15 protein-coding genes are annotated in these 17,899 nt (G+C 70.9%); 6 read left to right on the forward strand and 9 right to left on the reverse strand.

Annotated features, from left to right (window positions below; translation table 11 throughout):
• Nucleotides 1-319 precede the first annotated feature (319 nt).
• From mgtA to SLP03_RS06465, 3 genes are all read left to right on the forward strand, one after another.
• Nucleotides 320-2,905, forward strand: a complete 2,586-nt coding sequence (gene mgtA / locus SLP03_RS06455; RefSeq protein WP_319459588.1) for a magnesium-translocating P-type ATPase — start codon at nt 320-322, stop codon at nt 2,903-2,905.
• 223 nt (nt 2,906-3,128) lie between these two features.
• Nucleotides 3,129-3,431, forward strand: a complete 303-nt coding sequence (locus tag SLP03_RS06460; RefSeq protein WP_319459589.1) for a GNAT family N-acetyltransferase — start codon at nt 3,129-3,131, stop codon at nt 3,429-3,431.
• Nucleotides 3,432-3,809: 378 nt separating this feature from the next.
• Entirely contained in the window at nt 3,810-3,989 is a 180-nt protein-coding gene (locus SLP03_RS06465) for a hypothetical protein (protein ID WP_319459590.1), read from the forward strand.
• A 280-nt stretch (nt 3,990-4,269) separates the two neighbouring features.
• Here SLP03_RS06465 and SLP03_RS06470 read toward each other — a convergent pair whose 3' ends face one another.
• Together SLP03_RS06470 and SLP03_RS06475 are read right to left on the reverse strand one after the other, a co-directional pair.
• Nucleotides 4,270-5,061, reverse strand: a complete 792-nt coding sequence (locus SLP03_RS06470; protein WP_319459591.1) for a maleylpyruvate isomerase family mycothiol-dependent enzyme — start codon at nt 5,059-5,061, stop codon at nt 4,270-4,272.
• A gap of 53 nt (nt 5,062-5,114) precedes the next feature.
• Complete coding sequence (locus tag SLP03_RS06475) at nt 5,115-5,996, reverse strand: class III extradiol ring-cleavage dioxygenase (RefSeq protein ID WP_319459592.1); 882 nt, start codon at nt 5,994-5,996, stop codon at nt 5,115-5,117.
• A gap of 207 nt (nt 5,997-6,203) precedes the next feature.
• On the opposite strand from SLP03_RS06475, the gene SLP03_RS06480 reads away from it, so the two are divergent.
• Nucleotides 6,204-6,722 carry a MarR family winged helix-turn-helix transcriptional regulator gene (locus tag SLP03_RS06480; RefSeq protein WP_319459593.1) on the forward strand — a complete coding sequence of 173 codons (519 nt, stop codon included), beginning with the start codon at nt 6,204-6,206 and terminating at the stop codon, nt 6,720-6,722.
• Between the two features lie 99 nt (nt 6,723-6,821).
• Here the strand turns inward: SLP03_RS06480 and SLP03_RS06485 are convergent, their stop codons facing one another.
• A complete protein-coding gene (locus SLP03_RS06485) occupies nt 6,822-7,334 on the reverse strand; it encodes a VOC family protein (protein ID WP_319459594.1) in 513 nt (170 codons plus the stop codon).
• A gap of 42 nt (nt 7,335-7,376) precedes the next feature.
• On the opposite strand from SLP03_RS06485, the gene SLP03_RS06490 reads away from it, so the two are divergent.
• On the forward strand, nt 7,377-8,579 hold the full coding sequence (locus SLP03_RS06490; RefSeq protein ID WP_319459595.1) for a D-alanyl-D-alanine carboxypeptidase: 1,203 nt from the start codon (nt 7,377-7,379) through the stop codon (nt 8,577-8,579).
• Nucleotides 8,580-8,638: 59 nt separating this feature from the next.
• Here SLP03_RS06490 and SLP03_RS06495 read toward each other — a convergent pair whose 3' ends face one another.
• From SLP03_RS06495 to SLP03_RS06515, 5 genes are all read right to left on the reverse strand, one after another.
• Nucleotides 8,639-8,983, reverse strand: coding sequence for an SRPBCC domain-containing protein (locus tag SLP03_RS06495; protein WP_319459666.1), 345 nt, complete (start codon nt 8,981-8,983; stop codon nt 8,639-8,641).
• Nucleotides 8,984-9,286: 303 nt separating this feature from the next.
• A complete protein-coding gene (locus tag SLP03_RS06500; RefSeq protein ID WP_319459596.1) occupies nt 9,287-9,610 on the reverse strand; it encodes an STAS domain-containing protein in 324 nt (107 codons plus the stop codon).
• Nucleotides 9,607-10,119: an ATP-binding protein gene (locus tag SLP03_RS06505; RefSeq protein ID WP_319459597.1), complete on the reverse strand. Its 513-nt coding sequence runs from the start codon at nt 10,117-10,119 to the stop codon at nt 9,607-9,609. The genes SLP03_RS06500 and SLP03_RS06505 overlap by 4 nt, the downstream gene beginning before the upstream one ends.
• 95 nt (nt 10,120-10,214) lie before the next feature.
• A complete protein-coding gene (locus SLP03_RS06510) occupies nt 10,215-10,688 on the reverse strand; it encodes a molybdenum cofactor biosysynthesis protein (RefSeq protein ID WP_319459598.1) in 474 nt (157 codons plus the stop codon).
• Nucleotides 10,689-10,841: 153 nt separating this feature from the next.
• Nucleotides 10,842-11,558 carry a DedA family protein gene (locus tag SLP03_RS06515; protein WP_319459599.1) on the reverse strand — a complete coding sequence of 239 codons (717 nt, stop codon included), beginning with the start codon at nt 11,556-11,558 and terminating at the stop codon, nt 10,842-10,844.
• Nucleotides 11,559-11,924: 366 nt separating this feature from the next.
• Between SLP03_RS06515 and SLP03_RS06520 the strand changes: the two genes are divergently transcribed.
• Nucleotides 11,925-12,743, forward strand: coding sequence for an SAM-dependent methyltransferase (locus SLP03_RS06520; RefSeq protein WP_319459667.1), 819 nt, complete (start codon nt 11,925-11,927; stop codon nt 12,741-12,743).
• Nucleotides 12,744-13,409: 666 nt separating this feature from the next.
• Here the strand turns inward: SLP03_RS06520 and SLP03_RS06525 are convergent.
• Nucleotides 13,410-17,846 carry a HAMP domain-containing protein gene (locus SLP03_RS06525; RefSeq protein ID WP_319459600.1) on the reverse strand — a complete coding sequence of 1,479 codons (4,437 nt, stop codon included), beginning with the start codon at nt 17,844-17,846 and terminating at the stop codon, nt 13,410-13,412.
• Nucleotides 17,847-17,899 lie beyond the last annotated feature (53 nt).

The following is a 17,899-nucleotide window of genomic DNA, read 5'->3' on the forward strand; positions in this document are numbered from 1 at the left end:
CGCGGATCGGTGGGACCTGCGCCGGCTGCTGGGTCAGCAGCTGGGCGGGGGGCAACCATGACCTTGCACCGCCTGACAGCCTGACAGCGGCCGACATGGGCCAGTGTTGATCAGTGAGCGTCAACGCCGCGCGCCGCCGCAGCGGCCTCACGGACGGCCGGCCCGGGTCGGATGTCCGTTTCGCGGGTGCGGACGGGCTGACGGCCGGTAGCGTCGCAGGGTGGGCGGGCCGTCAGGCCACGGCATCGGTGTGCTGGCGGATGACCTGATCACCCATCCCTCCATGACGGGACGGGCTTGAGACATCGGGGGTCGGGTGGTGGCGGGGGGCAGCTCGCGTGGACGGGCGGGCGCGTTCTGGGCACGCGAACTGCCCGACATGCTGCGGGCGGTGCAGGCCTCCGAGCGGGGCCACACGGCTGAGCACGCCGCCCAGTTGCTGCGCGAGAACGGCCCCAACCGGGTCGATGTGGGTGGCCGGCGGGGGTTGCGTCTGCTGCTGGCGCAGTTCACCAGTCCGATCATTCTGATCCTGATTGCGGCGACGGCGTTGTCGATGGCGGTGGGCGATCTCACCGATGGCACCATCATCCTGGCCATCATCGTGGCCAGCGGCGGGTTGGGGTTCTGGCAGGAACACGCGGCCGGACGCGCGGTCGATGCCCTGCAGGCCCGGGTGCGGGTCGAGGCCGAGGTCTGCCGGGATGGGCGCGAGGTGTCGATCGCCGCCCAGGACGTGGTGGTCGGCGACCTGGTGGTGCTTCGGGCCGGTGACATGGTGCCGGCGGACTGCCGGTTGGTCGAGGCGCAGGGACTGCAGGTCGACCAGGCCGCGCTGACCGGTGAGGCGTTCCCGGTGGAGAAGACGCCGGGTACGGTCGCGGTGGATGCCGACCTGGCCGGGCGGACGAACACGCTGTTCATGGGCACCCACGTGGTCAGCGGGGTCGGGCGGGCCGTGGTGGTGCAGACCAGCAGGGACACGGAGTTCGCGGCCGTGGCCGCCCGGCTCGGTGGTCGTCCGGCCGCTACCGGTTTCCAGCGGGGGTTGACGCGTTTCGGATTGCTGCTGGTACGTGTCATGGTGGTGCTGCTCGCGGCGATCTTCGCAGCCAACCTGCTGCTGGGCCGGCCGGTCATCGAGTCGCTGCTCTTCTCCCTGGCACTCGCGGTCGGGCTGACTCCGCAGATGCTGCCGGCTATCGTCGCAGTCAGCCTGTCGGCTGGGGCTCGGGCGATGGCCGCGCACCGGGTCATCGTCAAACGGCTCGAGGCCATCGAGGACTTCGGCGCGATGACCGTCCTGCTGACCGACAAGACCGGCACTCTCACCACCGGGGCCATCCGCCTGACCGCCACCCTCGGCGTTGACGGCAGGCCCGACGACGAGGTCGCCCGCGTCGCCCGGCTCAACGCCGGGCTTCAACAGGGTTTCCACAACCCGATGGACACCGCGATCATGGTCGGGGCGCCGGAGCCGGACCCGCGGGCGCGCATCGCGGAGGTCCCCTACGACTTCACCCGCAAACGGCTGTCGCTGCTGGTCGACGACGGCGGCATCGCCACCCTGATCACCAAGGGCGCCCTGGCGTCCGTGCTCGATGTCTGTGCCAGGGCCCGGAGGTCAGGGACGACGGTGCCCCTCGACGAGGTACGCGAGCAGGTGCAGCGGCAGTTCACCGAACTCAGCGCCCAGGGACAGCGGGTCCTCGGCCTGGCCACCCGCGCACTCCCCGACGCGGCCACGGCCGCCCCGACCGACGAGACGCAGATGACCCTCGTCGGACTCCTGGCCTTCCAGGACCCGCCCAAGGACGACGTCGCGCAGGCTATCCACCGGCTGGCCTGCCTGGGCATCTCGGTCCGGCTCATCACCGGGGACAACCGGTACGCCGCCGCACACGTCGCCGCCCAGGTCGGTCTGGCCGGCAAACCGATGTTGGGTGGCGCCATCGACACCTGCTCCGACGCCGACCTCGCCCGCCGCGTCGCCACCACTGCTGTGTTCGCCGAAGTCGAACCGGTGCAGAAGGAGCGCGTCGTCGCCGCACTGCGCGCGGGTGGGGCCGTGGTCGGCTTCATCGGCGACGGCATCAACGATGCCCCCGCGCTGCACGCCGCGGACGTCGGCGTCTCGGTCGACACCGCCGTCGACGTCGCCAAGCAGGCCGCCGCGATCGTGCTGCTGGACAAGGACCTCGCCGTCGTCGCCGACGGTGTCCAGTTGGGCCGGCGTACCTTCACCAACACCCTGAAATACATCCGGGTCAACACCAGCGCCTCGTTCGGCAACGTGGTCAGCATGAGTGTGGCAACCCTGTTCCTGCCGTTCCTGCCGCTGCTGCCACGCCAGGTCCTGCTGCTGAACTTCCTCTCCGACATCCCCTACACCACCATCTCCACCGACCACGCCGACCCAGAACAGCTTCAGCACCCCCGGACCGTGAACGTGCGCTCCATCCGCGGTTTCATGCTGGTCTACGGATCGATCAGCATCGCGTTCGACCTCGTCGCGTTCCTCGCCCTGCGCTGGTGGCTGCACACATCCGCCGAAGTCTTCCGCACCGCCTGGTTCATCCAGTTCACCGTCACCGAGATCATCGTGCTGATGGTGCTACGCACCAACCGGTCGTTCCTGCGCAGCCGTCCCTCAGCGATCCTGCTCGGCACCGGCGCCCTGCTCGCGGCGGTGACCATCGCCCTGCCCTACAGCCCGCTGGCGCGACCGCTCGGGCTGGCTCCCCCACCGGCCACCGTGCTGGCCACCCTCGCCGTACTCGCCATCGTCTACATCATCGCCAACGAGATCGCCAAACGGCGTTTCCCACCCGACCACCTGACCGACGCACCCGCGTCGCACGACCGCGACGGCGCTCGGGCTCGGCGGGATCGAGTCGTCTGGTAACCGCGGCACGGCGGTTGACCAAAGGGGTTCAGCCTGTAGTGGTACGACCCTCGCGACCAGGCTCCAGCTCCGCGCCGACTCGACCGCTCCGACGCTGGGTCGCCGGGGCGGACGACGTGGCCGCCGAAGGGTGTGTGCGTCCCGCCGGGTGGTGTGGAAGCGCGATGACCCTGGGGGCCGGAGCTGTGGCCTGTGACGGTCCCGGCCGTGGTTGGATGGCGGTGTGCAGTTCACCGTGCCAGACGTGCCGGAGCGGGCGCGGTTCGAGGCGCGGGACGAGAGCGGCGCCGTCGCAGGCGTGGTCACCTACCAGCTGACCGGCACCATCATCGTCTACACGCACACCGAGGTCGACCCGGCGTACGAGGGCAAGGGCGTGGGATCGACCCTGGCCCGTGCGGTGATGGACGACGCCCGCTCCAAGCGCCGGACCGTCGTGCCGGTCTGCCCGTTCCTCAGCGGCTGGCTGGGCAAGCACCCCGAGTACGACAACATCGTCGCCCGGTCTACCCGCAAGGTCAAATAGCGTTCCCGCCATGCCGCACCGGCGCTGCTCGACTACTGAGCAGCGGGCGACGAGCCCTGCACTCATCCGCATTCGCGCCCTCGGCTTGTCGACCAGCACGACGACGAGCATCGATAGTCATCTTGCTCAATGCAACGATCCTCGTGACACGGGGTGAACTGACGGGTCGGGAGCAATGAGAGAGAGATCGTGACAAGCAGAGGTCGAACGGTTCGCAGAGCACTCGACTCTCACCACGGTCCTTGCCGCCGGGTCGCCGCTCGTGTTCGCGCCCCCTCCGCGCAGGCGGACGCCCGCCACGTCCGCGGATTCCGTCATCACCTGGGATCTCCACGCGGAGACGGCGATCTGGGGCAGGTCCAGTCGCGCGGTGCCGCGATGGCGCACGGAGCCATCTACGACGCGGTGAATGCGATCGCCGGTAGTCCCTACCGGCCGTATCTGGTCGCACCGCCCGCCGACGGGTCCGAGTCGACCGACGCGGCCGTCGCCGCCGCGGCCTATCAGGTGCTGAACGCCATCTTCCCGACCCAGCACGACACGCTGCGGGCGCAGTAGGACCAGTCGCTCGCCGCGATTCCGGACAGTCCTGCCAAGCAACGGGGTATCACTGTCGGCGATCAGGCTGCCGCCGCAATGATCACCGCCCGGCAGAACGACGGCGCTTCCGCCCACTGACGTAGCCGCACCCGGACTGTGGAGCACCGATTCCTGGTCGACCTGCTCACCGGTCGCTCGGCGCCAACCATGGGCGGCCCGAGTAGTCCGGGCCGGCGCCGAGGAGCCCCGGCCCGGCGGCACCGCCCGGCCACGAAGCCGGGCGATGCCGTAACCCGGATCAGAAGCCGGGGAATACCCGGCGGAGGTCGTCGAGGTCGACCGGTCCGGTGACCGTGACGGTGTCGGGCGTGTGCGCGGCGGCGAGCCGGCCGGTGGCGAGCCGCAGCCACGCCTCCGCGGGGGCCCGTAGCGTGCCGTCGGGCTGCTCCGGAGCGTCGGTGAGAGCGATCTTCTCGCCCAGCTCAAGCCCGAACGAGCGGTCCGGGTTGCTGAGGTCGACCGCGAGGGTGGCGTGTCGGCCGCCGAGTGCGTCCGGGCGGCCGATGAAGCCGAGCAGGAACGGAAGGCGGTCGAGCAGCACCGGTACGGCTTCCGGGGCCAGGGCGGCGTACTGGTTGTAGCCGACTTCGACATCCCACTGGTGGTGGGCGAACTCGCTGAGCCGGAAGGCGGCGGCGATGGCCACGTCGACCGGCTCGGGCAGGAAGCCCAGGTTGACGCGGAGGCCCTCCCGGGTCGCCGCGTCCAGCGACTCGTACCGCAGCACGAGCTGCTCGTTGGCGTACCGGAAGCCGTCGGCCTGTTCGGCGGGCGTCATCGCGTCCCACCGGGCCCACACCTTCTGGTTGAACTCCCCGTCGGGTGCGGCGCCGCCGGTCACGGCGGCCTCCAGGACGGCGAGCCCGATCTCGGCGCCGCTGCCGAGGTGGCTGAGCACCTGGCCGATGGTCCACTCGCTCGCGCCTGACCCGCGGGTCAGGTCGGCGGTGGCCAGCCCGCGTACGAGCGCGGCGAGTTCGTCGTGGCCCGAGCGCAGGGCGGCGATGGTCTGGTCTGCGGGGGTGGTCATGATTCTCCTGTGAGGTGAGGTGTGGACGGCGACCGGGCCGGTTGGTGGCGGCGTCAGGCCACCTGGAAGGACCGCTTCGACAGGCCCATCATGTAGCCGTCGATGGTGGTCCGCACCGGCTGGTCGGCCCGCGCGGCGGCGCCGAGGGTGATGAACAGCGGGGTGTAATGCTCGACCGTGGGATGGGCGTAGGGCATCCCGGGCGCCTTGGACCGGTAGGCGGCGAGCGTGTCGACGTCGCCGCGGGCAAGGGCGTCCGCGACCCAGCCGTCGAAGTCCGCGGACCAGGCCGGCGGCGTGTTGTGGGTGAGCATCTGCCGGGTGACGAACGGCAGGCCGTGGGTCATGAAGCCGGAGCCGACGACCAGGACGCCCTCGTCGCGGAGCGAGCGCAGCCGGCGACCCAGGTCGAGGAGGCGGTCCGGGTCGTGGGTGGGCATGCTCAGCTGCAGGACGGGTACATCGCCGAGCGGGTACATGACCTTGAGCGGCACCCACGCGCCGTGGTCGAGGCCGCGACTCGGGTGCTGGTGCACCGGCTCGCTGTCCGGCATCGCCGCCGCCACCCGACGGGCCAGCCCGCTCGCGTCCGGCGTGGCGTACCTCATCTCGTAGTAGCGGCGGTGGAAGCCGCCGAAGTCGTACACCAGCGGGGTGTTCGCCGCGGAGGCCGAGAGGCTCAGCGGCGCGGACTCCCAGTGCGCGCTGACGATCAGGATGCTTGTGGGCTTGGGCAGCTGCTGCGCCCAGCCGGACAGTTGGCGCATCCACCGCGCATCGTCGAAGAGCGGCGGCGCGCCGTGGCTGAGGTACAGCGCGGGCATTGGCCCGTCGTCCGGGGTCCAGGCCCGTTGGGTACGGCTCCTGGCGGCGTCGTCGACGACGAACTCGTCGAAGGCTCCGGCGGGGACTGCGGGATTGAGCAGATTGGGCATGTCGAGTCCTCCGGGACGGGCCCGGAGTCTGGTTCGGGCCGGGCGGCCGGGACCACGCCGAGGGCGGCCAGCGGTGCCAGCACCGGGGCGAAGGCGAGCACGATCGGCACGGCGGAGGCTGGGTGGTCATCGATTACTTGAAGTGTCAAGTAAGAAGGTAGCCAGCGATTGCTTGAAGCGTCAAGTAACGCGGGTATCATGGACGTCATGAGCGAGACCGACGCCCCAGGCCCGATGGCCGTCAGCGGCGACCAGCCGCGCTGGCTGAGCCAGGCCGAGCGGGCCGCGTGGATGCCGCTCGCCGGGCTCATGATCAAACTGCCGGCCGCACTGGACGCCCAGATGCAGCGCGATGCCGGGATCAGCCACTTCGAATACATGGTGCTCGCCGGCCTCTCCGAAGCGACCGGGCGGACCCTTCGGATGAGCGATCTGGCCTTCCTGGCCAACGGCTCGCTTTCCCGGCTGTCACACGTGGTCAAACGGCTCGAGCAGCGGGGCTGGGTCCGCCGCGAGTCCTGCCCCGAGGACGGCCGATACACCAACGCGGTACTGACCGACGAGGGCTACCGCAAGGTGGTCGCGAGCGCGCCCGGTCACGTCGAGACCGTACGCGCGCTCGTCGTCGACGCGCTCACCGCGCCTCAGCTACGGCAACTGCGCGAGATCGGCACCCGCATCCTGAGCAACGTCGATCCCACCGACGACTGCGGCGCGGCGAAGTAGCGACCGGCCGATCCCGCTCCCGCCGGCTTCGCCCTGCGGGAACATCTGGTTCGCCCCAGAAAGCCCGCGCTGGCCGGGTCCGGCCCGGCCCACATCGGCTCAGCCGGACTGCGCGTGCCCCATCTCGGCGAGGATTCCCGTTCCCTTGCCGAGTTCGATCAGGTAGCCGTCCAGGTCACGCAGGTAGCAGCGAATCTCGACCCCGTGGTCCTTCGGCTCGGTGAGGAACTGCCCGCCGCGTGACCGCCACTGCTCGTGGACGGCCCGCACGTCGGTGACCCGGACGTTCAGCGCAGAACTGAGCGAATCCGGGTCCGGCGGCGCCTGCGCTCGTACGCCCGGCTTGTCGTCGGTGGGGCCGCCCTCGTTGTTGATCACGATGTAGCTATTGTGGAACTGGAGGATCGCCGGCTGGCGCTCGCGTACCACGGTGGCGCCCAACACCTGCCGGTAGAACTCGCGGGACCGGTCGACGCAGCTCGGGGCGACGGCCGATGCACCAGCTCTGGGCGAGCGCAGGCAGGCTGATGGCCAGCATCGCGCCGAGGTGGAGGACCGCGGAATCGGTACGCAGGAGGGACTCGACGAACAGCCGCGGCGAGCTTTCGCCAATCAGGGCAGGCCAGCCCTTACCGAGGATTACCGTACGTTAACGTGACCACCTCTCGGGTTACCGCCATCACGCTCAGCGCCATCCTGGTGCTGCCCACAGTCGCGGTCGTGCCACCAACGCGGGCGGCAGCCGCGCCGTACGTGCCGTGCCCGGCCGTGAAGCCGCCGGCGCCCCCGCCCGCCGCACCGTCTCCGTCACCGGTTGACCCCGCCCAGGGGGCAGTCGGGGGGCAGGCGCTGGCGACGGCAGGACTGGCCATTCCTGCGGGTGCGCCGACGGCGCCGGCAGTGACCGCCACCTCGTGGCTCGTGGCGGACCTCAACAGCGGTGAGGTTCTCGGCGGGTGCGGCCCCCACGAGCACCGAACGCCAGCCAGTGTGCAGAAGCTGCTGCTGGCGGCGGCCCTGATGCCCCGCCTCGATCCGGCCCAAATCGTTGAGGTGACCAGGGCGGATCTGCGCGATCTCGATCCGGCCAGTTCGGTGATGGGGGTGGTCGAGGGCGGCCGGTACTCGATCGAGAGCCTGTGGCTGGGGCTCCTCCTCAGATCGGGGAACGACGCGGCCAACGTGCTGGCTCGCGTCGGCGGCGGCGCCGCCGGTAGGCAAGGCGGAGTGCAGGCGATGAACGACGAAGCGCGCCGGATGCGCGCGAACCAGACCCACGCCGCAACCCCCTCGGGCCTGGACGGCCCCGGTCAGTACACCAGCGCATACGACCTCGCGCTGATCGCGCGGGCCACCTTCGCCCGGGAAGACTTTCGGCGGTACATCGCGACCACGGTGGCGCAGATACCGGCACAGCCGGGAACGCCGGGGTTCGAGATCACCCACGACAACACGCTGCTGGGCATATACCCCGGAACGCTCGGTGGGAAGACGGGCTTCACCGACCTGGCGCGACAGACGTACGTCGGCGTGGCCGAACGCAACGGCCGACGGCTCGCGGTGACCCTGCTCGGCGCGGAGACTGCGCCGCTGGGGAGTTTCGGAGAGGCCGCAGCCCTGCTCAACTGGGGCTTCGCCCTTCCTCCCAACGCGTCCGTCGGCCGCCTGGTCGCGCCGGAAGAAACGAAGTACGACCGTGCCGTAGTGCCCGTCAAAGGCGAGCGCCCTGGCCGGGCCGCGGAGTCGTCATCGTTCTCGTGGCCGGCCGGGCTCGGCCTCGGCGCTGCCCTCGTCCTGGCCGTCCTGATCCTGGTCGCTCTGTGGCGGCGTACGCGGCGAGGAGCCAGCCAACGGTAGGAGGCCCCAGCCCCGCATCGGCCCGGTCAAACTGGACGGCCGCTGCCTCCGAGCGCCATTCATTGACCGCGACGACGCCGGGCTGCCCGTGCTCCACGGACCTCGCGCACCGACAGCCGGCAGCCCTCCGCGGTGGGGGTGACGGCGCAGGTCAGTCGGGTGCGCCGGCCCGCCTCGTCGCACCGCATCGCGAGCAGTTCCGGCTCCCGCCGCTCGGTCACCTCGGCGTCGACGGCGGCGTCGAAGCCGGGCAGCCCGGCCGTGTACAGCAGCAGGCGGTCCCGCGCCCCGGCCACCACCTCCACCTCGGTGAACCACCGGGCGAGCAGCTCTGGGTCCGTCAACGTCCGCCAGACCCGGTCGGCGGGATGGGACGGGCCGACCTCGTTGTCGATCTCGAGAATGGCGGGACTTTACGGGTGCCGTACCCGACTCCGCTGTGACGGTTCGCCCCCTCGAACCTCCGGCGGGCGACGAACCAGGCGTCCGGGCGCTTCCTCGGCGCGCCGGCCCTCGTCGAGGAGGTCGTCGAATTTCCGCGGCGCTCGTCCTCGTAATTCGTCGACGACAGCGAGCCGCTGGTGACCACGTACTGCTACCGGGCCGGACAGCAACGGGCCGACTCAGGCGATCACGGGGGCAACCGCCTGAGCCGGCGCGGCACAACATACCCCCGCGCCGCCGGAACCGCTGTCCCGACGGCCGCACTAGGCGCGGGGCGGCGAGAGAACGTCGAGGACGCCGGTGATGCGCAGGGTCCGTGCGACGTTGCCGGTCGAATTGACGACGCCGAAGTGTTTGCCGGCGCCGATGGCGGTGTGCCGGGCGGTGATGAGCGCGCTGATGGCGGTGGAGTCGATGAAATCCACGGCGTGCAGGTCGACGTGCACCCGGTCGGCGGAGTCGATGGTCGCGCCGAGGAGGTTCAGGAGCGCGGCGGCGCCGTTGACGTCGATCTCCCCGTCGAGCACGACGACGGTGGCTTCCGGCTCCACGCGGATCCGGTGCCGCCAACCGAGCTGTGGGGTCATGGCTGGTTGTCCTCCACGGTCTCGCTTGACTCGTCCTGGCGTGGTGCGGCGATGGGTGCGCCGTCGGGGGTGCCGGCCGGGGACAGGCAGGCGGTGACGGTGGCGGTGAGGCCGTTCAGTCCCCGGGCGAGGATGAGTCCCTCGGCCAGCTGGTGCGCGAGCCAGAGCCCGCGTCCGCCGGCGACATCGACGGCGGGCAGCCGCACGGGCAGGGTTCCCTGGGCGGCACCCTCGTCGCTGACCTCGCAGATCAGCACGTCGTCCTGGCGCCGGAGGTCGAGGTGGCCGTGGCCGCCGCCGTGGCGGACGGCGTTGGTGACGAGCTCGTGCACCGCGAGGATGAAGTCGTAGCCGGCGTCGCCGGCGAGCCCCGCACCGGTCACCGCGGCCGCCAGTCGGTGGCGTAGTGCGGTGACGGTGGCGGCGCTGAAGTCCTGCGACATCAGCGCCCCGCCCGCGGCGTGAGCCGGATCTGGGCTCAGGTCGGATGCCACGGGGTCCTCGCTCACGATAGGAGGTTACACATCGTCGTAAACTCCGTGACCATTGCCAAAAAGCAACCATTCGCCGCCCACGGCGGGTACCAACGGCCGCCTCCGCCGGCCTAGCCGCCGATCCTGACCTCGACCGGGCCGACGCGCAGGGTGCCGTCGGTCAGCGGGGTGCAGCGGACCCCGCCCCGGCGGCGCAGCGCCCGCCACGCCCCAGGGCCGATGGTGACATCCATCCAGGCGCACGGGTTCGCCGGGCGGCGGACGGCCAGACTGACCGGGCCGTCCCCCGAGTCCAGGATGAGCACGGACCCGACGAGCTCGTCCACGGCGATGCCGGTGGTGAGCAGGTTACGCCGAACCTGCACCAGATCGACACCGGGCGGCAGCGACTCCTGCGCGATCACGGTCACGCTCGCGTCGCGGTGCGCCGGCTTGCCGAAGTACCGGTCGCCGACGATGCCGAGGCCCGCGCGGACCTGGATCTCCGCGACCAGTTCGCCGGGTGGCGCCGGCGCCGGGCCGTCCGCCGGCCGGCCCACGTAGCGGTGCACGGGTGAGGCCAGCAACTGCACGATCCGCGGCATGGCAGCGATTCTAGAAAGCCGCCCGATCCCACCGCCGCGACACCGACCAGCTCGGTGGCCCGGGCCGGCGCTTCGTCGGCGGTCCCGGCCGCCTCGCGGTCAGGAGGTGAAGGAGTACGGACCGAACCGGCCCCACAACGAGGCCGCCGTCGGTCAGCTCGCCGACTCGCTTCCCGCCCCGGTGGGCCGGGCCCCTACCGCCTCGGCGTGGCCCGTCGTCCGGTCCGGCGTACCCGCGGCGCGCCGCCGGGAGCGGAGCAGTTGGATTCCGATGGGCAGCACGGAGACCAGGACGATGCCGATGAGGATGAACTCGATGTGGGACTTGACGAAGGCGATCTGGCCGAGGAAATAGCCGAGCACCGTGACGCCGGTCCCCCAGAGCGCCCCGCCCAGAACGTTGTAGATCAGGAACGTGCGGTAGCGCATCCGGCTGACGCCGGCGATGATCGGCGTGAACGTCCGGACGATCGGCACGAACCGGGCCAGGACCACCGAGCGGGCTCCGTACCGGGCGAAGAAGTCGTTGGCCCGCTGCACGTTCTGCTGCTTGAACAGCCGCGAGTTGGGCCGCCGGAACAGGCTCGGACCGACCCGCTTGCCGAACAGGTAGCCCACCTGGTCCCCGGCGATCGCGGCGACGACCACCAGCAGGCAGACCAGCCAGAGCGGCTGGTGCAGGTACCGGCCGTCGGCGACGAGCAGCCCGGCGGTGAACAGCAGCGAGTCACCGGGGAGGAAGAAACCGATCAGCAGGCCGGACTCGGCGAAGACGATGGCCAGGATGCCGATCAGCCCAAAGGTGGAGATCAACCATTCCGGATTGAGGAAGCCGGGACCCACTGCCGGCAGAGCCAGGGACGTCGACACGACGGGACCTCCGAGTAGGTGCGGCGGGCCGGTGAGCGAGCCGACGAGGGAACGGACGGGGGGCGGCCGCCGACGGCGGTGCCCGGACAGTGCACACACCTGTCGACGCCCGGGCGGATCCGATGACGGTGGCCACACCTACAGCGCTACCCGCCACCACCGGCGCAGAAACCCCGGCGATCGGGAAGGACACGGCGGGCACCGCCCCGCGTACCGGCGGTCCGCCCGCCGACATCCACCGTCACGGATACGGTGGGACCGCCGTACGGCCGTCCGGTCGGTACGATCACCGTGCCGTTCCCACAGCCCCTGGAGGTCGCGGTGGCCGACACCACGTCCGATTCAGTCGGATCGGGCGAGCGCCCCCTGCCGCAGGACGCTCCGCCCTCATCACGGATCGACCCGACCGTGCCGCACGCGGCCCGCCGCTACGACTACTGGCTCGGCGGCAAGGACAACTTCGCCGCGGACCGGGAGTCGGGCGACGCGGTGGCCGCCGCGTACCCGGCGATCCGCACCACCGTGATCGAGAACCGGCGGTTCATGCAGCGGGCCACCCGCCACCTCGCCGAGCAGGCCGGCATCCGGCAGTTCCTCGACATCGGCACCGGCATCCCGACCAGCCCCAACATGCACGAGGTCGCGCAGCGCGTCGCGTCGCAGTCGCGGGTCGTCTACGTCGACAACGACCCCATCGTGCTGGCGCACGCCCGCGCCCTGCTGACCAGCGCGCCCGACGGCGCCACCGCCTACGTCGACGCGGACCTGCGCGACCCCGAGCGGATCCTGCGCGACCCCGACCTGCGGGCGACGCTCGATCTCACCCGGCCGGTCGCGCTGATGCTGGTCGCGATCCTGCACTTCCTCCCCGACGGCGACGACCCGTACGGGGTGACCCGCCGGCTGATCGAGGCCCTCCCCTCCGGCAGCTACGTGACGATCTCCCACGCCACCACGGATCTGGTGCCGCGACACATCGCCGCCGCCGCCGCACCGTCCACGACCACCAGCATGATCGACATGGCGTTCCGCACCCGGGACCAGTTCGCGTCGTTCTTCGACGGCCTAGAACTGCTCCCACCCGGCATCATCCCGGTCACCGAGTGGCGACCGGACGACCCGCCGGAGCTGCGCACACCCACGGCACAGGCCTCGATGTACGCGGCGGTCGCCCGCAAACCCTGACCACGTCCAGGGACGCGGGCCGACCTTGCACTGCTCGTGGGCGAGCGTGGCGCAGACCACGACGTTGTCGCGGTAGCTGCGCCGGGCCTGGTCGAACTCACCCCCGAAGGTGATCAGGCGCAGCGCGGCATGGTCGGTCGGCCCGTACACGACGTCGCTCGGAAACCGTCCTTGGATGGGTGTGGCCGCGGCCGAGCTGATGCGTCGGGGGCGGCCCCGCAGCGCCGCCACATCCCCGGCGGACGGACCCTCCCGGTGCCACACCTCCTTGACCGCGACGACGCGGTCAAGCAGCTCGTCCCGGGCCAGCCACACCCGACCCATGCCACCCTGGCCGATACAGCGCACCAGCCGGTACCGCCCGACTTGCTGGGGATCCTCCGCCACGCCACTGATTCGCCGCCGAGCCGCCGGCGGATGGGTGCGAGAGCTGCCCGAAATCGGAACGGAACCCGACAGCATCCTCGTTGAGCCCGGATGCCCGTCACCCACGGCTCGGGTGGCCGGACACCGCCCCACTCGACGACGCCTGCCGGGCCGGCACGGCCCTGCTCCGGCAGCGGTCCCGCCCCTCCGGACATCCGGGCCACGCCCGGCGGGTACCGCCACGTGATCGTCGCCGCCGCCTCCGGGACGCCGGGCCCCGGGACGGACGGCGGTCCGGGTTCAGCTGGTGAGCCACCGGTGGATGCAGTGCAGCAGGTCGTCGGCGTCGACCGGCTTGGTGACGTAGTCGCTGGCCCCGGAGGAGATGCTCTTCTCACGGTCGCCGCGCATGGCCTTGGCCGTGACGGCGATGATCGGCAGATCGGCGTAGCGGGGCATGGCCCGGATCGCTGCGGTGGCCGCGTACCCGTCCATCTCCGGCATCATCACGTCCATCAGGACGAGGTCGATGTCGTCATGGCGCATCAGCGTCTCGATGCCCTTGCGGCCGTTCTCGGCGTACACGACGTCGATGCCGTGCAGCTCCAGGATGTTGGTCAGGGCGAAGACGTTGCGGGCGTCGTCGTCGACGACGAGGACCTTGCGGCCGGTCAGCGCCGTGGCGAGCGGGTCGCTGACGGGCAGCCGGCCGGCGGCCGGTGGCATGAACGGCACGACGCGTTCCGGGGCGTCCGCCGTCAGGTGCAGGGCGATCCGCTCACGCAGCTCGTCGAGGCTTCGCAGGATCTCCATCGGCCGGTCCTGGGCCAGCGCCAGCAGCAGGGTCTCCTGGCCGGGGGTCAGCGGATGCCCGTGGTACGCCAGCACGGGGACGCCGCGCAGGTCCGGGTTCTCGTTCAGCGCCTTCAGCAGGGCGGTGCCGCTGTCGTCGGCCGGGTCGAGGCGCAGCACCACCAGGCGGTGGCGGTGAGCGGTGAGCGCCTCCACCGCCGAGGCGGCGTCCACCGCCGTGGACACCTCGACCACGCTGCCGGCCTCCGCGGCGACACCCTGGGCCAGCAGGGTGAGCAACCCCTTGTCGTGGGATTCCAGCACCAGCAGGCGCCGGTGCGTGCCCGGCTCCGGCGCCGCGGCCAGGTGGCCGGCGACCGCGACGGGGGCGGTGTCGGATGCGAGCGGTCCGGTGGCGGTGACTGGCAGGTACAGGGTGAAGGTGCTGCCCTGACCGAAAACGCTCTGCGCGGTGATCTGGCCGCCGAGCAGCTGGGCGATCTCCCGGCTGATGGACAGCCCGAGGCCGGTGCCGCCGTACCGTCGGCTGGTGGTGCCGTCGGCCTGCTGGAAGGCGTCGAAGATGGCGGTCAGGTGCTGCTCGGCGATGCCGATGCCGGTGTCGATGACCCGGAAGGCGACGATCGGCTCCTCCCCCAGCTCAATGCCGCCGGGCAGCTCGTCCGGCCGGGCCCGCTCGATGCGCAGCTGCACGCTGCCCTGCTCGGTGAACTTGACCGCGTTGGAGACCAGGTTGCGCAGCACCTGGCGCAGCCGCTGCTCGTCGGTGTGCAGCTGGGTGGGCACGTCCGGGCCGGTGACGATGTCCAGCTCCAGGCCTCGCGGCGTGGTCAACGGGCGGAAGGTGGCGTCGACGTAGTCGCGCAGCACCGACAGGTCGAACGTCTCCGGGTTGATGTCCATCTTGCCGGCCTCGACCTTGGACAGGTCGAGGATGTCGTTGATGAGCTGCAGCAGGTCGGTGCCGGCGGAGTGGATGACGGTGGCGTACTCCACCTGCTTGCCGGTGAGGTTCCGGTTCGGGTTCTGGGCCAGCAGCTGGGCGAGGATGAGCAGCGAGTTCAGCGGCGTACGCAGCTCGTGGCTCATGTTGGCCAGGAACTCGGACTTGTACTTCGAGGCGAGCGCGAGCTGCTGGGCCCGGGCCTCCAGCTCCTGCCGGGCCTGCTCGATCTCGGAGTTCTTCGTCTCGATGTCATGGTTCTGCCGTACCAGCAGGGCCGCCTTGTCCTCCAGCTCGGCGTTGGACCGCTGCAGCTCCTCGGACCGGGCCTGCAGCTCCTCCGAGCGGGCCCGCAGCTCGGCGGCGAGGCGCTGGGACTCGGTGAGCAGGACGTCGGTACGGGCGTTGGCAACGATGGTGTTCACGTTGACGCCGATGGTCTCGGTGAGCTGGTCGAGGAAGTCGCGCTGGATCTCGGTGAAGCGGGTCATGCTGGCCAGCTCGATGACCCCGAGGACCTGGTCCTCGAAGAGCACGGGCAGCACCACGAGGTGCAGCGGGGCTGCGGCGCCGAGGCTGGAGGAGACGGTGACGTAGTCGGCGGGTACGGCGTCCACCACGATCGCCCGCTTGCTCACCGCGGCCTGCCCGACCAGGGAGTCGCCGAGGGCGTACCGGCGGCGGGTGGCGTCGTGCCCGTAGCCGCCGACCACCCGCAGGGCGGTCCCCGCGGTGGTCTCCTCGACCAGCAGGAACGTGCCGAGCTGCGCGGCGACCAGCGGGGCCAGCTCGTTCATCACCAGGCCGGCGACGACGTCGAGGTCGCGGTGGCCCTGCATGAGTCCGGAGATGCGGGCCAGGTTGGTCTTGAGCCAGTCCTGTTCCTGGTTGGTCCGGGTGGTCTCGCGCAGCGACTCCACCATGGAGTTGATGTTGTCCTTCAGCTCGCCGACCTCGCCCGGAGCGTCGACGGTGATGGACCGGGTGAGGTCACCGGTGGCCACGGCGCTGGTCACCTCGGCGATGGCGCGGACCTGCCGGGTGAGGTTGCCGGCCAGCTCGTTGACGTTCTCGGTGAGGCGCTTCCACGTACCGGAGACGCCCTCGACCTCGGCCTGGCCGCCCAGGCGGCCCTCGCTGCCCACCTCCCGGGCCACCCGGGTGACCTCGGCGGCGAAGCTGGAAAGCTGGTCCACCATGGTGTTGATCGTGGTCTTCAGCTCGAGGATCTCTCCGCGCGCGTCGACATCGATCTTCCTGGTCAGGTCACCCTGGGCCACGGCCGTGGTGACCTGGGCGATGTTGCGGACTTGGCCGGTCAGGTTGTTCGCCATCGAGTTGACGTTGTCGGTGAGGTCCTTCCAGGTGCCCGCCACGTTCGGCACCCGGGCCTGACCGCCGAGGCGGCCCTCGGTGCCCACCTCGCGGGCCACCCGGGTCACCTCGTCGGCGAAGGCGCCGAGCGTGCCGACCATGGTGTTGATGGTCTGGGCGAGGACGGCGACCTCGCCCTTGGCCTCGACGGTGATCTGCCGGCTCAGGTCGCCCTGGGCGACGGCGGTGGCCACCAGCGCGATCGAGCGCACCTGGTTGGTGAGGTTGTTCGCCATCTCGTTGACGTTGTCGGTGAGGTCCTTCCAGGTGCCACCGACGTTGGACACCCGGGCCTGGCCGCCGAGGCGCCCCTCGGTGCCCACCTCGCGGGCCACCCGGGTCACCTCGTCGGCGAACGCGGAGAGCTGGTCGACCATCGTGTTGATGGTCTCCTTGAGCGCCAGGATCTCACCGCGGGCGTCGACCCGGATCTTCTGGGTCAGGTCACCCTTGGCGACGGCGGTGGTCACCTCGGCGATGCTGCGCACCTGGGCGGTGAGGTTGTCCGCCATGACATTGACCGACTCGGTGAGGTCCTTCCAGGTGCCGGAGACGCCCTTGACGTCGGCCTGGCCGCCGAGGCGGCCCTCGGTGCCTACCTCCCGGGCCACCCGAGTCACCTCGTCGGCGAACGAGGACAACTGGTCCACCATCGTGTTGATGGTGTTCTTCAGCTCCAGGATCTCTCCGTGCGCCGTGACCGTGATCTTCTGCGACAGGTCGCCCCGGGCAACCGCGGTGGCGACCTGGGCGATGCTGCGGACCTGGTCGGTCAGGTTGACGGCCATCGAGTTCACCGAGTCGGTGAGATCCCGCCAGGTGCCGGCGACGCCGCTGACCTGGGCCTGTCCGCCGAGCCTCCCGTCGGTGCCCACCTCCCGGGCCACCCGGGTGACCTCGTCGGCGAACGAGGACAGCTGGTCCACCATCGTGTTGATGGTGCTCTTGAGTTCGAGGATCTCACCCCGCGCGTCGACGGTGATCTTCTGCGACAGGTCTCCCCGGGCGACCGCGGTGGTGACCTGGGCGATGTTGCGGACCTGGCTGGTCAGGTTGCCGGCCATGAAGTTCACCGAGTCGGTCAGGTCCCGCCAGGTGCCGGCCACGCCGGGCACCTCGGCCTGGCCCCCGAGGCGGCCCTCGCTGCCCACCTCCCGGGCCACCCGGGTCACCTCATCGGCGAACGACGACAGCTGGTCCACCATCGTGTTGATGGTGATCTTCAGTTCGAGGATCTCGCCCCGCACGTCGACGGTGATCTTCTGCGACAGGTCACCCCGGGCGACCGCGGTGGCCACCTCGGCGATGTCGCGTACCTGGTCGGTGAGGTTGCCGGCCATCGCGTTCACCGAGTCGGTCAGGTCCTTCCAGGTGCCCGACACCCCCGGCACCTCGGCCTGACCGCCGAGCTGCCCCTCCGTGCCGACCTCCCGGGCGACGCGGGTGACCTCGGAGGTGAACAGGGACAGCTGGTCGACCATGCCGTTGAAGACGGTCGCGATCTCGCCGAGCAGCCCGTCGGCGTCCTCCGGCAGCCGGGTGCCGAAGTCGCCGTCGCGGACCGCGGTCAGGCCCGCCAGCAACTGCCGCAGGCCCGGGTCCGCCACCGGCGCGCCCGCATCGCTCCCCGTCGACCGTCGCCGCCCCGTCGTCGTCTCGA

The sequence above is a fragment of the Micromonospora sp. RTP1Z1 genome, assembly GCF_033804685.1.
In the GTDB taxonomy this organism is placed as follows: Bacteria; Actinomycetota; Actinomycetes; order Mycobacteriales; family Micromonosporaceae; genus Micromonospora.

What these genes read in the sequence shown, in the direction of transcription:
- SLP03_RS06465 (WP_319459590.1), top strand. Translation starts at nt 3,810, where the DNA reads ATGGCGCACGGAGCCATCTACGACGCGGTGAATGCGATCGCCGGTAGT.
- SLP03_RS06470 (WP_319459591.1), bottom strand. Translation starts at nt 5,061, where the DNA reads ATGACCACCCCCGCAGACCAGACCATCGCCGCCCTGCGCTCGGGCCAC.
- SLP03_RS06475 (WP_319459592.1), bottom strand. Translation starts at nt 5,996, where the DNA reads ATGCCCAATCTGCTCAATCCCGCAGTCCCCGCCGGAGCCTTCGACGAG.
- SLP03_RS06480 (WP_319459593.1), top strand. Translation starts at nt 6,204, where the DNA reads ATGAGCGAGACCGACGCCCCAGGCCCGATGGCCGTCAGCGGCGACCAG.
- SLP03_RS06500 (WP_319459596.1), bottom strand. Translation starts at nt 9,610, where the DNA reads ATGACCCCACAGCTCGGTTGGCGGCACCGGATCCGCGTGGAGCCGGAA.
- SLP03_RS06510 (WP_319459598.1), bottom strand. Translation starts at nt 10,688, where the DNA reads ATGCCGCGGATCGTGCAGTTGCTGGCCTCACCCGTGCACCGCTACGTG.